Source organism: Rhodococcus sp. R1101, from assembly GCF_000278445.1.
GTDB classification, from domain to species: domain Bacteria; phylum Actinomycetota; class Actinomycetes; order Mycobacteriales; family Mycobacteriaceae; genus Rhodococcus; species Rhodococcus gordoniae.
This window is the reverse complement of record NZ_AJVB01000066.1, coordinates 1-12,938: the sequence shown is the minus strand read 5'-3', so window position 1 is coordinate 12,938 and position 12,938 is coordinate 1. Positions and strand designations below refer to the sequence as shown.

Below are 12,938 nucleotides of genomic sequence, written 5' to 3'. Positions count from 1 at the left end.
GGGGGCCAGGTCGCCCGGGGTATAGGTGACGCCTGCAATTCGTCCGCTGTAGCGGAAGGTGCCGTACTTGCGGGCCAGTTCCCAGGACACCGGGGAGCGACGGGCGATGCCGACGTTGATCCCGTTGTAGGGCACCAGCCAGGACAGCTGGATGAAGTCGTCGGACGTCGTCACGACCTCGTCGTCGATGCGGATCTCCACCGACCAGCGGGCTTTGCCGGGTGCGGTGACGGCGACGGTGATGCGGCTGCACCGCTCCGGCAGTCGTGCCGGTGGTGCCTCGATCATCCGGCTGAATGCGTTCTCCACGAAGTGCAGGTATCCATCCTCGATGTACAGGACGTAGCCACCCTCCTGGCCGCCGTGCGAGACGAGGACACCGCTGTCGGTCGGGTTGAAGGCCTCGAGATCCACCACGATCTCGAACGAGCGGCCGTCGATCAGGTGACCGGACCGGAAGCGTTCGAGAGTGGGGGTGCACGGCAACAGCGTCACCGGCCGGGTGAACCGCTGCTCCTGAGGCGGGCGTTGGAACCAGTGCAGTGGGGTGCCGTCCGCCATCGGTAGAACCTGATTCTCGCCCGCGGCCTGCTCCCAGGCCCGCACCAGCTCCGCCACCCGATCCGGATGCTCGGCGGCCAGGTCGCGACACTGGGTCGGATCGTCGGACAGTTCGAACAATTCCCACCGGTCGTCGCGGAACGGGGTCAGCGGGGTGCGGATCGAGACCGCTTCCCAGCCCTCTCGCAGGTAGGCCCGCTCGCCGAAGGACTCGTAGTACTGCTCGCGGTGATCGGAGGGGTGGTCGGCCGAACGCAGGGCCGGGACCAGGCTCACCCCGTCGAGGTCGCGACCGCGACGGCCGTGCCGTTCGACGGTGACCGGAAGTCCGATCAGGTCCATCAGGGTGGGAACCACGTCGGTCACGTGCGCGTACTGGTGCCGGATCCCGCCGCCCACCCCGTCCAGGCCGCGCGGCCAGGAGATCAGGAACGGCACCTGGTGGCCGCCGCGGAAAGTGCTGAACTTGTGCCGTCGGAACGGGGTGTTCGAGGTCGTCGCCCAGGCTGTCGGGACGGCGGGCCAGGAGGTGGGTCCTCCGATCTCGTCGATCCGCGCCAGCTCGACCGGGATCCGCTCGGCCACAGTGCGCTTGGTGGATCGGTCGAGGTTGCCGAGATGGTTGAACACGCCGATGTCGGTGCCGCCGTCGCCGGCTGCGCCGTTGTCGCTGAGGAACACGAAGACCGTGTTGTCCAGTTGGCCGAGCCGACTCAGGACTTCTCGGATCCGGCCGACGCTCTCGTCGATGGAGGTGACCATGGCGGCGTAGACCTCCATGTACCGAGCGGCCAGACGCTGCCCGTCCGGGCCGAGATCTGCCCAGGCGGGCACGTCGGGCCCGGTGGGATCGTCGAGTGGGGCCAGGTCGGCGGACCGGGGGATCAGGCCCAGTTCCTGCTGGCGGGCGAACCGGCGGTCCCGGATCGCTTCCCAGCCTTCCTCGTACGTTCCGCGGAAGGACTCGATGTGCGATGCCTTGGCGTGCAGCGGGGTGTGCACCGCGCCGTGCGCGTAGTACAGCAGGAACGGCTTGTCCGGGTCGGATGCGACACTGTCGCAGATCATTTCGGTCGCACGCCGGGTCAGGTCGTCGGTGAGGTAGTAGCCCTCGGGGTATTCGTCGACATGCAGTGGATTGTTGCCCTCGTACAGCTGGTGCGGATGGTGGAAGTTGGTCTGCGCTTCCAGGAACCCGTAGAACTGGTCGAATCCACGTTGAAGCGGCCAGGAATGCCGGTCCCCGGCCGCGTTGAGATCGCTTTCCTTGCACAAGTGCCACTTGCCGATCATCAACGTGCTGTATCCGTTGCCCCGCAACATCTCCGCGAGGGTCGGCTGGTCGGCCGGCAGCTCCCCCGCATAACCGGGGAACCCGGGGTCGGTGTTGCAGACGGCGCCGACACCGACGGCATGCGCGTTGCACCCGGTCAGCAGCGCGGCGCGGGTGGGCGAACACATCGAAGTGACGTGGAAGTCCGACATCCGGACGCCCTCGTCTGCGACGGCATCGAGGTGCGGGGTGGGGATCTCCGAGCCGAAGGGAGCGATGTCGGAGTATCCCATGTCGTCGACGATCATCACGACGACGTTCGGTGCATCGGCCGGCGCCTGCGTGCGCGGCGGCCACCACGGCTGGGAGGTCGACAGGCTCGACGTGATCCGGCCCGGAAACTCGGTGTTCTCTGCGGTCATCGGGTGCTTTCTCTGCGAGTGGCGGACTATGGAACACGCCCGAGTGGGGAAAGGTGAAGGCGTCTACTACTTCTCGAGGTACGCGCCGTCGAAGAACATGACCGTGTTCAGGGTCGGGACGACCCCCTTGACGGTCGGGTCGACGGCGACGAACTCCTCGACCGCGCCGTAGCTGACGATCGGCTGGTGCTCGTTCATGATCGTTTGGATCTCGCCCATGATCTGCTTCTGCTCGTCGACGCTGGAGGCAGCCTTGAGTTCGGCCACGGCCGCGTCGAACTCGGGGAGACCGAAGCCTGTCATGTTGGTCGAACCGCCGGTGCCCAGGAAGCTCGCCAGGGCCGCGTACGGCTGCGAATCCCGCAGTGCCATGCCGGCGGTGCCCACCTCGAAGTCGCCCTGGAAGCTCTGTGCGGTGACCTGGGCGACGGGCACGTTGCTGATCGTGACATCGAAGCCGACCGCGTCGAGCAGGGCCTTGAGGACGATGCCCTGCTCCGTGCCTTCGGGGGTCGAGGCCATGAGCATCTCGAGGCCGCCGTCCCAACCCGTCTCGGCCTTGACCTCCGCCACCAGCTTCTCGGCCTGCTCCGGGTCGTACGCGGGGCCTGCGGTGCCGTCGAACAGGGTGGACCGCTCACTGAGCAGGGAAGACCCGGGATCACCGGTGCCGCCGTTGATGCGCTTGTCGATCAATGCGGGATCGATCGCCGCGGCGATAGCCTTGCGTACCCGGACGTCGGTGGTGATGCCGGTGTACCCGCCGTTGCCGTTGTTGAGATTGAGGATCTTACCGGAGTTGGCAAGCTCCGAAAATCCCTCGGTGCCGTCCTGTTTGGCCTTCGCGATGATCGGTGCCTCGCGCAGGAACGCGACCTGCAGCTCACCGGTGGTCAGCGCATCGTAGGTGGCCTGGGCGCTGGGCACCATCACGAACCGCAGGGAGGTGCAGACCGGGCCGCCGTAGTAGTCGGGGTTCGGCTCGAGCAGCAGCTCTTCACCGGGGGCATTGCGCTTGACGGTATAGGCGCCGGCGCCCGCGCCGACCGGGTTCAGCGCGTACTGGTCCGCCGGCATCGACCGGTAGACGGCGGGATTGACCACCTCACCGGCGGGGCCGGCGAGGACGTAGGGGAAGGTGGTCCAGGGACCGTCGAGGGTGAACCGCACGGTGGTCGGGTCGACGACCTCGATGCCGGTGATCGAGGAGACGTCCTGGAGTGCGCTCGAGCGCAGGGCCGGGTCGCGGTGCAGCTCGACGCTGAACTTCACGGCCTCGGCGGTGACCGGGTCGCCGTTGCTGAACCGCACGTTCGGCCGCAGCGTGAGAGTCCACACCGTGTTGGTCTCGTCGGCCGTCATCGACTCCGCCATCTTCGGGGTGTAGTCGTTGGTGACCGGATCCCAGCGCATCAGCCGGTCGAACACCGCGGCGGACTGGGCGCCGCCGCGGGTTCCGAAGCCGCCCTGCCCGGGCGCGAACGTGGGGAGCATGAAGTACTCGCCCATCGAGATGGTGCCGCCGACCCGCTCAGCGGTGCACCGCTCACCGTTGTCGACGGGGGTGGCATCGCGCTCGGGGCCGGAGGCGGAGGTCGAGCCGCCGCCCGATCCGCAACCGGCGAGCAGCAGGGCCGCGGCGACGGCCGCAGTGGTGGTCTTGGTGATCGACTTCATCAGTTCTCCAACAGGGGGTGGTGGCAGGCGACATAGTGACCGGGCCGCACCTCGCGCAGTTCCGGTTCGACGACGGCGCACTGGTCGGTGGCCAAGGGGCAGCGGGTGCGAAAACGGCAGCCCGACGGGGGATCGAGTGGGGAGGGCAGTTCCGCGTCGACCTTGCGGACGGGCGTCATCGGCTCGTCGTCGAGCGTGGGGATCGACGACAACAACAGCTGGGTGTAGGGGTGCGCGGGCCGGTCGTAGAGATCGAGCGTCGGCGCGACCTCGCACAGTTTGCCCAGGTACATCACCGCGACCCGGTCGCTGATGTTGCGCACCACCGCGAGATCGTGGGAGATGAACAGCATGGTCAGGCCGTAGCGATCCTTCATGTCCTCGAGCAGGTTGAGGATCTGCGCCTGCACCGAGACATCGAGCGCGGAGACCGGTTCGTCGCACACGAGCAACTCCGGCTCGAGGATCAGGGCGCGCGCGATGGCGATGCGCTGGCACTGTCCTCCGGAGAACTCCGACGCGCGCCGGGTGCGGGCACCGGCAGGATCGAGACCGACCGCCTCGAGGATGTCGTCGACAACCTTGGTGACGTCGTCGGGCGACATCTCGCGGCGTTGGATCCGTAGGCCCTCGGCGACGATGTCGCCGACCTTGCGGCGGGGGTTCAGCGAAGAGATCGGGTCCTGGAACACCATCTGCATGTATCGGCGCTGCTCCTTGAGGGCGGCCCCGGTGAGCGTGCACAGGTCGATGCCCCGCAGCCGGACCGAACCGGAGGTCGGCGCCGGCAGCTGCAGCACGCCGCGTCCGAGACTGGACTTGCCGCAGCCGGATTCGCCGACCAGGCCGAGCGTCTCCCCGTGTACGAGGTCGAGGCTGATGCCGGAGACAGCCTGTACGACACCCTTCGCGGTGGGGTATTCGACGACCATACGGTCGAGGGTGACCACGGCGTCCTCGCGCAGGTGCGCCGTTCCGGTGCCGGCCATCAGTGCGCTCCGATCAGTTCGGTGTCGGACGAGCCGAGAGGAAAGTGGCACGCGGCGCGATGTTCGATCCGGTCGTCGTGATGCAGCAGCGGTTCCTCGGTGCGGCAGCGGTCCCGGACGTACCCGCAGCGCGGCGCGAACCGGCAGCCCGGGTCGAGGCGACGCAGGTCCGGCGGTCGTCCGTCGATGGCCTGCAGGCGGGTGTGCGGCGGCAGGTCGATGCGGGGGATGGAGGCGAGCAGTGCTTCGGTGTACGGGTGCCGTGCCCCTCCGCGCAGACCGGCTGTCGCAGAGGTCTCGATCAACCGACCGGCGTACATCACTGCGATCCGGTCGGTGTACCGGGAGACGACGCCGAGATCGTGGCTGACCAGGATCATCGCCATCTTCTGCTCCACCTGGATGGAGTGGAGCAGTTCGAGGATCTCGTATTGCACGGTCACGTCCAGAGCTGTTGTCGGCTCGTCGGCGATCAGCAGGGTGGGATCGCACGCCAGCGCGATCGCGATGCCGATTCGCTGGCGCATGCCGCCGGAGAGCTGATGGGGATACTCGTCGAGTCGGCCGGCCGCCGAGGGGATGCGGACCATGTCGAGCAGTTCGAGTGCCCTGGCCCGGGCCTGCTTCCGGCTGAGGCCCAGGTGGAATCGCAGTGGATCGGTGATCTGGCTGTTGATCGTGCGAACCGGGTTCAGGGAGGTCAGTGGGTCCTGGAAGATCATCGCGATCTCGGTGCCCCAGAAGTGCCGGGCCTGCGTGCGGTCGAGGCGGGTCACGTCCCGGCCGTCGAAGACGACCAGGCTGTCCGGGTGCACCGTTGCGGCGGACGGTGCGATGCCCATGATCGAGCGGACCAGCATCGACTTGCCCGATCCGGACTCGCCGACGATGCCGAGGCTCTGCCCGCGTTCGAGGGTCAGGTCGACGTCCGCGACGGCGACCAGAGTGCCTGCCGGCGTGTCGAGGGTGGTGCGCAGATTCGTGACGGATAGCAACGGTGCGGGGTCGGACATCGAGTTCTCCTCGTTGCTGAGGCGGAAGATCATTGCTCGGTGAGACGGACGTCCACGCCGCCGCCACATCAGTGTTAAGAAGCACTCTTAACCAAAGAGTGTGTTGAGTGTCACCGACGTAACGGGGGTTGTCAAGAAAACTCCCGCTCTGTTTAATGCACTGCATTGATGCGTCGTCGCGTCGACTTTTCCCGGAAGGGGCCCCTTACTTGCTTCGCTATATGCTGGGCAAACTCGCCCATGTCGCGGTCGTGGTGGCGCTGGTCTCCACGCTGACCTTCCTGATCCTCGAACTCACCCCGGGTGACCCTGCCGCCGCGGTCGTGGGACCCAGTGGCACCGCCGAGCAGTACGAGGCCGTGCGGGCCGAACTGGCCCTCGACGCACCCGTCACCGAGCGGTTTCTCGATTGGGCCGGGTCGGCACTGACCGGCGATCTGGGCACCTCACTACTGCCGCCACGCCAGGACGTCGTCGACATCGTCATGTCCAGACTGCCGGTGACCCTGGAACTGGCGCTGGTGGCGATCGTGCTGTCCCTGGCCATTGCCGTGCCGGTCGGGGTCTGGTCCGCCTACCGCGCAGGACGGGCGTTCGACCGGGTCTCCTCGGCGGCGTCCTTCGCGCTGATCTCGACGCCGAGTTTCCTCGCGGGACTGCTCCTGATCTATCTGTTCGTCTTCAACCACTCTCTGGCCCAGCAGATCATCGCCGGTGCGGGAATCCTCATCGGTGCGGTCATAGCACTCGGGCCCTTCCGTCGGCGCGGCGCCGGCGGCGAACTCGGGGCCCTCTGGGGCCGGGCGCTGGTGACCGGTATGGGAGCTGCCGTCGTGCTGTGCGCAATCGGGTACTTCCTGCCGGAGTTCCCGCGGCAGGGATTCTCCCGGCTCACCGACCCGGCGGGCCTGGCGGAGAACCTGCGAACGATCTTCCTGCCCGCCCTGACCCTCGCATTGACCGAAATCGCGATTTTCACCCGGGTGCTGCGCACCGACATGATCTCGACACTGCAGCAGGACTTCGTGCTCTCGGCCAAGGCCAAGGGCATGCCTGCCGGGCACGTTCTCGTGCGGGAAGCGTTGCGGCCGTCGGCGGTATCGCTCATCACCATCGCCGGCGTGAGCCTCGGCCGGCTCATCGGCGGCACCGTTGTCGTCGAGACCATCTTCAACCTCCCGGGCATGGGGACGATGATCGTAGAAGCCGTCCAGCTCAAGAACTTTCCCGTCGTCCAAGGCGGGGTGCTCGTCATCGCCCTCGTCTACGTGCTGATCAACGCGCTCGTGGACATCGGATACGCCGCCATCGACCCGAGGATCCGCCGTGCCTGACATCCTGACCTCCGAAACCGTCCCGACCGCCGGACCCGCGGCCCCCACCGTCGAAACCACGGTCCGCAAGACCCGCAGGTCCCCCCGGCTCGACCTGGGTACCGCACTGGCGCTGGCATGGCTGACGTTGGTGGCCGTCGCCGCCGTCATCGCAGACTGGCTACCACTGAGCGAGTCCCGCGACCCCGCGAAAGCTCTACTCACGCCGTCGATGCAGCCGCCGAACCTGCTGTCCGCCAATCCCCTCGGAACCGACCGCCAAGGCCTCGACCTCCTCGGTGGCCTGATGTACGGGGCGCGGGTCTCGCTGGTCGTCGGGATCGGTGGAGTGGTGTGCGGCGTGCTGGTCGGCGGGGCAATCGGGATCATCGCCGGTTACTTCCGCGGCCGCACGGACACCGTGGTCTCGGTGCTCAGCGACACGATGCTCGCGTTCCCGCCGCTGATTCTGCTGATGGCGCTGGTGACCATCCTCGAGCCGAACGTGCGCAACGTCGCGATCGCGCTCGGCATCATGGTCGTGCCCACCTACGTCCGACTGGTGCGAGCCAACACGATGAGCCAGCGTTCACGCGAGTTCGTCACGGCGGCAAGGTCTCTGGGTGCGAGCAATCGACGGATCATGGTCAAGGAGATCGCGCCGAACCTGGTGCTGCCGGTGCTCTCGTACAGCTTCATGGTGGTCGCCGTGCTGATCGTGGCCGAAGCCTCCCTCAGCTACCTGGGCTTGAGCATTCCGCGCCCGGAACCGACGTGGGGAAATATGATTGCCGCCGGTCAGAGCGAGTTCCAGGAGTATCCGTACCTGGTTCTGGTTCCCGGTGCCGCGCTCTTCCTGACGGTGTTCTCACTCAACAGGATCGGGGAAACCGCGCGAAGAATGTGGGACCCGACCGCCGGCAAGCTCTAGGGCGGCGCGGAGCTGGTCGTACAATTCGCGATAGTCGAGACACCGATTCAGCAGGGCGGGAGAATGATGTCGAATCGCGGCAGCGCCAAGGATGCCATGATCGAAGTCGCCGAACGGATGTTCGCCGAACGCGGTCTCGACGGAGTATCCATGCGCGACGTCGCGTCGGCGGCCGGTCAGAAGAACAATTCGGCCGTGCAGTACCACTTCGGCGGCCGGGACGGACTGATCCTCGAGGTCTTCCGTCGGCGCATGGCGGTGGTCAACGCCGCCCGCGAGGAGTTCCTCGCCACGATCGACGACGAGGGCCGAGGCCAGGACGTGCGCGCGCTCGTCGAGGCCGTGCTGGTGCCGTTGGCGAACTACATCGCCGAACGGGGCGTCGGCTCCTACTACGCGCAGTTCCTGGTCCGGGTGACGCCGTCTCTGGACTTCGACGCACCGGATCTGGCCGCGATTTCCGTCAGCAGCCGGGAAGTATCCCGGCGACTGATGGACGTCCTCGACCACCTGCCGCGTCGGGTGGCTGTGGCCCGGGTGGACCTGATGCTCAACATGGGGGTGTCGGCACTCGCGGTCTTCGAGCAACGCTGCGCGGACGACAACCCCGTCGCGCACGCAAGTTTCGCCGAGACCGTGCACCACGTAATCGACATGTCGGTGGCCGCGCTCGAAGCTCCCTGCTCACCCATGGATTCGGCCGACGACGCCGTGGCGATCTCCACGATCGAAGGAAGAAGTCGACAACTCTGAGCACGTTGTCGGAGGGGGAAATCGGAGGATGTTCCCTCGAGTTCGGCACGCGCGGGATGTGTTCGAACGCCGAGGGCGTCGAGTCGAGGCCGCACCTCGAATGGAAAGTCATCGTCCTTCGGGACCAGGACATCACCAGCCCGCCGCATTTTCGGTCTCGACCGTGACGACGTGGACCGGGTTGCGGTCGGTCAGGGCTTGCGGGAGGCGGCACCAGCTGGACGCCGCCCAACTGATGAAGCGCGCCGAACGCTACGGCTGGCGGCTGATGGACTGCGAAGGTGCAGACAGCGGCGAACCCAGCCAGCGCTTCGCGGCGGACATCCTCCTGGCGATGGCCGCTGAAGAACGGCGCAAGATCGGTACCCGTACTCGCGAGGCCCTGGACACCAAGCGGAAGCGGGGAGAGCCGGGACTAGTTAGCACCAGCGCGCAGCGCCGCATTCACATCCTATGCTCAGAAGGGCTCGGGGCGAAGGCGATAGCCGCACGCCTCACCGAAGAAGGCATCCCCACTGCCACCGGAGGCGATACGTGGCACTACTCGTCGGTGCGGCGTGTGCTGCGTCGCCTGGCTGAAGAGAAGGCGGTGGCCTGACATGGCACACGTGCAGAAGCGCACCACCAGCACCGGCCAGACCCGCTACGTAGTCAAATACCGGACGCCGGACGGCAAGCAACGCAGCAAGGGCGGCTTCACCACGAAGAAGGACGCCGAGACCTACGCCAACGAGGTGGACTACACCCAGCGGCGCGGCAGCGCTTGGGACCACCGCGCCGGAGCGATGACGTTCGGTGCTGCGGCGGAAGAGTGGTTGGCTTCCCGTCACGACCTGAAGCCGCGTACCCGCGCCGAGTACGAGAACCTGCTGCGCCCCAAAACGCGCGGCCCATCGCTACACGTGAGCTGTCCATCGCGGCTACATTCGCTGGCTACCCGCTGAACGCGATCACCCGGCAGCAGATCAGCGAGTGGGTGCAGCGCATGGTGGCCGCAGGCAAGAAGCCGTCCACCGTGAGGCACGCGTACTTCGTCGTAAGGATGGTGCTGGCGCAGGCCGTGGTGGACGGACGCCTCACTGAGAACCCAGCCGACTACGTGAAGCTCCCCAGCGAACACAGCACCAGCGGGGGAGTGCACGGCGTCGTGGACGACCCGGACCAGTTCCTCACAGCGGAGCATGTGCGGGCCGCTCACAGCGGCGACGCCCTGGCCGTACAACGTGCTGGTGCATGTGGTCGAGTGGGCTGGTCTGCGCGCGGCTGAGTTGGCGAGGTTGCAGGTGGGCAACGTAGACCTGCCCGCGCGGTCGCTGGACCCCAACGCGCCCCAAGCCGGGAACCCTGCGGGTGGGGCGGACCGTCATCACTGTTGACAGTCAACTGGTGTACGACACCCCCCCAAGACGCGGGGGAGCCGGCGACGAGTCCCTCTAACGCCCGTGACCGTGGACCTGCTACGCGATTACCTGGCACGACACCCCCGCCGCCAGGAACCCACTGCGCCGCTGTTCCCGGCTGGCACTTTGGTCGCGCAGAAGCCCACCGGCAAGAAGGCCACTGACGAGAAGGGTGACGGGTAGTCCCCAAGGCGGAAGACGCACTGGCCGCGCTCACTGTGGACGAAGCCGAAGCGCGGCTGACGCTGGACTGGCACGCTCTGCTCCGGCACCAGACGTCCTACAAAGCGGTGTACCGCCGCTGGAGATCGCTCGGTTCATGGGGCACGCCAAGGTCATCACCGCACTCAGCGTGTACGCGCATCTATTCACCGATGATCACGCCGATGCGATGGCCGCGCTGGGCCAGCCCGTCGCGGATGGCGCAACGTGGTGCGTTTGCGTGGTTAGGCGGAGGCTTCCACCTGATACCCATTTCGCTGGTAACGGACAAGCCAGCCGTTTGCTGTTATCTCGATGGTGCGTCGGCGCTGGTCGTCCTCATCGATTGCGCTGATAACAAGGTTTGCCTCTTCCAGAGCTTTGACATGAGGGCGCATCGCTTGATTACTGGCGAAGCCGAAATGTTCGTATTCGCTCGGGCTGCACCTTCCACCAAATACGGCTAATTCATCGAATAACTGCCACTGCCTTGGAGTGACGGATGTGTCCCGCGCGTATTCATCGGCTTGCTCAGTTAGCCACACTTCGAGCAGTTGGCGTCGAGTCTTTGAATCACTTCCGCGTGCGTTTTTATCGTACCAGCGGGTAAATTGTTCGGCATGTTTGAGTGCAATTCGCAAATTGTTATTCATGATCGAGTACAGATACTCGAATCCTTCAGGTTCCACTGGAGCCTCGGCGTCATTGCGCAGTCGATACTGATCTATACGCCGCTCGATTACAACTGGAGTGTCTTCCATTCGAAGAGGTTCAAGGCGGATAGGGTCCGCAATTCTTCCGGTAAGCCGCTGGGAGCCGACGACACTTCGTACAATTCCGTTAGATCCGCATAGCACCCAGCGAATTCCTGGAATTGCTAGCGTGCTGTCGCGCATCTCCTCGAGCCTGCGCCGCGCATCTTTGGAAGTGGAAAGTAATTCCATATTGTCGAGGGTTCCGATCAACGCACCGGCAGACTTGTTCGGAAATATGGCCCGAAGTGAAGCGTGAACAAGTTCTTGAAAGCCAGAATTCGCAAATCCCGCAGATGTGTTTATTGAGCGGCCGTAGGCGCCGCCGCCTCCGATTCCAAGAATGGATGCGTTCCCACCGCCCGACTTAATTACCGGCGACTCCATCCATGAGCGCAATTCTGACAACTTTGGCACGGCATAACCGAGAGAAGATAGAAAATCTTCATTCGCCAATAGTGTTCTTGCGATGGAGTAATAAATTTTGGAATCCAACTCAGACGTGTCGGCCGTAAGCTGGAATACTTCGTCAAGTGGAATTACTATTGGCTTGCGAGCCGCCTGCCGAGCTTGCATGTCGCGAAAGGCGGCAACTGCAACAAGGCTAGTTTTCCCCACGCCGTTTGCGCCTTCAACCGAGGCGTGCGTGTCATATGACGCCCAGTGGTCCTGTAGTTCTTCGACTTCCGCATCGCGGCCCACCAGTAGCATCGAGCCCTCGGCGTTCCCTGGGAGTGGGGGCGTTGCATAGAGATTGTCGCTGAACCCCAGTCGTTCCCAGACGCTCACAGTCGCTCCGTTCGATGGTGTTTTGACCTTCGCCGGATCATCTCACGGGCGCAGCGGATGGTGTGACCGCGCCAGAGGTACCACGGAGGTACCGGCTCACTCGTGAACGACGAAGGCCCTGTCTGCGCGATGCGCCTACCAGGGCCTTCAGGGGAGCCGATGACGGGAATCGAACCCGCGTATTCAGCTTGGGAAGCTGATGTTCTACCATTGAACTACATCGGCACGCTGGGCGTTCGCCGATTTTCATCGACTCCCGCCCAAAGCTTCGGAGCACACTGTAGCAGACCCGCAGGGCCTGTGGACGAGCGACCGTCCCGTCCGGATCCGCCGCCCGGTGCCGGCAAGAAGTACTCGATAGTTTTCCTGTGGCACTTGCAATGTCGTGCCAAAACATGGCGTCGCGTCCCCTTCACCTGCCGTCATGTGAACGTGCTCGTGGTCGGAGCGGGTTAGGGCGTGAAGGTCGAACGCTGCGAAGATGGACTCATGACGACTGGACGGCTCTACGGTGGACGCGCAGGTGAGGAACGGCAGGCCGATCGACGAGCCCAGCTCGTCGAGGCCGGCCTCGACCTCCTCGGCGCCGCCGAGGGCGAGCCCACGTTGTCCGTCCGCGGCGTCTGCAAGCGCGCCGGCCTGGCGTCGCGTTACTTCTACGAGAGCTTCACCGACCGCGACGAGCTGACCGAAGCCGTCTACGACCACGTGGTCCAGCGCATTGCCGAGAGCACGATGGCCGCGGTGACGGCCGCACCGACCGGCGACGACCGCGTCATCGTCCGCGCAGGTGTCGAGAACATCGTCCACGAGATCGAGGAGGACCCCCGGCTCGGCCGCATCATGTTCTCCGTCAGCCAGGCC

12 protein-coding genes and 1 tRNA gene are annotated in these 12,938 nt (G+C 65.4%); 7 read left to right on the top strand and 6 right to left on the bottom strand.

The features are described 5' to 3' along the window. The 4 genes from R1101_RS26065 to R1101_RS0107250 form a co-directional block, all read right to left on the bottom strand. Positions 1-2,256, bottom strand: a 2,256-nt coding sequence (locus R1101_RS26065; protein ID WP_016932791.1) for an arylsulfatase, incomplete at its 3' end; no start/stop codon positions are given. 66 nt (positions 2,257-2,322) lie between these two features. Beyond that, positions 2,323-3,933, bottom strand: coding sequence for an ABC transporter substrate-binding protein (locus R1101_RS0107260; RefSeq protein ID WP_016932790.1), 1,611 nt, complete (start codon positions 3,931-3,933; stop codon positions 2,323-2,325). After that, positions 3,933-4,922, bottom strand: a complete 990-nt coding sequence (locus tag R1101_RS0107255) for an ABC transporter ATP-binding protein (RefSeq protein WP_016932789.1) — start codon at positions 4,920-4,922, stop codon at positions 3,933-3,935. Before R1101_RS0107255 ends, R1101_RS0107260 begins: the two co-directional genes overlap by 1 nt. After that, positions 4,922-5,935, bottom strand: a complete 1,014-nt coding sequence (locus R1101_RS0107250) for an ABC transporter ATP-binding protein (RefSeq protein ID WP_037222436.1) — start codon at positions 5,933-5,935, stop codon at positions 4,922-4,924. The genes R1101_RS0107255 and R1101_RS0107250 overlap by 1 nt, the downstream gene beginning before the upstream one ends. A gap of 221 nt (positions 5,936-6,156) precedes the next feature. On the opposite strand from R1101_RS0107250, the gene R1101_RS0107245 reads away from it, so the two are divergent. The 6 genes from R1101_RS0107245 to R1101_RS30885 all read left to right on the top strand — a co-directional run bounded on the left by R1101_RS0107245 (position 6,157) and on the right by R1101_RS30885 (position 10,199). Beyond that, on the top strand, positions 6,157-7,269 hold the full coding sequence (locus R1101_RS0107245; protein WP_016932787.1) for an ABC transporter permease: 1,113 nt from the start codon (positions 6,157-6,159) through the stop codon (positions 7,267-7,269). Then, positions 7,262-8,179, top strand: a complete 918-nt coding sequence (locus R1101_RS0107240; RefSeq protein WP_016932786.1) for an ABC transporter permease — start codon at positions 7,262-7,264, stop codon at positions 8,177-8,179. Before R1101_RS0107245 ends, R1101_RS0107240 begins: the two co-directional genes overlap by 8 nt. Before the next feature lie 63 nt (positions 8,180-8,242). After that, complete coding sequence (locus tag R1101_RS0107235; RefSeq protein WP_016932785.1) at positions 8,243-8,932, top strand: TetR family transcriptional regulator; 690 nt, start codon at positions 8,243-8,245, stop codon at positions 8,930-8,932. Between the two features lie 163 nt (positions 8,933-9,095). Then, positions 9,096-9,530 carry a recombinase family protein gene (locus R1101_RS26060; protein ID WP_016932784.1) on the top strand — a complete coding sequence of 145 codons (435 nt, stop codon included), beginning with the start codon at positions 9,096-9,098 and terminating at the stop codon, positions 9,528-9,530. A 1-nt stretch (position 9,531) separates the two neighbouring features. Beyond that, on the top strand, positions 9,532-9,876 hold the full coding sequence (locus R1101_RS30890; RefSeq protein WP_026002987.1) for an Arm DNA-binding domain-containing protein: 345 nt from the start codon (positions 9,532-9,534) through the stop codon (positions 9,874-9,876). Between the two features lie 41 nt (positions 9,877-9,917). Beyond that, positions 9,918-10,199, top strand: a complete 282-nt coding sequence (locus tag R1101_RS30885; protein WP_232284695.1) for a hypothetical protein — start codon at positions 9,918-9,920, stop codon at positions 10,197-10,199. A gap of 579 nt (positions 10,200-10,778) precedes the next feature. Here R1101_RS30885 and R1101_RS30125 read toward each other — a convergent pair. Next, positions 10,779-12,074, bottom strand: coding sequence for a MarR family winged helix-turn-helix transcriptional regulator (locus R1101_RS30125; protein ID WP_157179126.1), 1,296 nt, complete (start codon positions 12,072-12,074; stop codon positions 10,779-10,781). A 154-nt stretch (positions 12,075-12,228) separates the two neighbouring features. Next, positions 12,229-12,299, bottom strand: a tRNA-Gly gene (locus R1101_RS0107215). A gap of 264 nt (positions 12,300-12,563) precedes the next feature. On the opposite strand from R1101_RS0107215, the gene R1101_RS0107210 reads away from it, so the two are divergent. Further along, on the top strand, positions 12,564-12,938 hold a 375-nt coding region (locus R1101_RS0107210), incomplete at its 3' end, for a transcriptional regulator (protein ID WP_026002985.1).

What these genes read in the sequence shown, in the direction of transcription:
- R1101_RS30890 (WP_026002987.1), top strand. Translation starts at nt 9,532, where the DNA reads ATGGCACACGTGCAGAAGCGCACCACCAGCACCGGCCAGACCCGCTAC.
- R1101_RS0107245 (WP_016932787.1), top strand. Translation starts at nt 6,157, where the DNA reads ATGCTGGGCAAACTCGCCCATGTCGCGGTCGTGGTGGCGCTGGTCTCC.
- R1101_RS0107235 (WP_016932785.1), top strand. Translation starts at nt 8,243, where the DNA reads ATGATGTCGAATCGCGGCAGCGCCAAGGATGCCATGATCGAAGTCGCC.
- R1101_RS0107250 (WP_037222436.1), bottom strand. Translation starts at nt 5,935, where the DNA reads ATGTCCGACCCCGCACCGTTGCTATCCGTCACGAATCTGCGCACCACC.
- R1101_RS0107255 (WP_016932789.1), bottom strand. Translation starts at nt 4,922, where the DNA reads ATGGCCGGCACCGGAACGGCGCACCTGCGCGAGGACGCCGTGGTCACC.
- R1101_RS0107260 (WP_016932790.1), bottom strand. Translation starts at nt 3,933, where the DNA reads ATGAAGTCGATCACCAAGACCACCACTGCGGCCGTCGCCGCGGCCCTG.
- R1101_RS30885 (WP_232284695.1), top strand. Translation starts at nt 9,918, where the DNA reads ATGGTGGCCGCAGGCAAGAAGCCGTCCACCGTGAGGCACGCGTACTTC.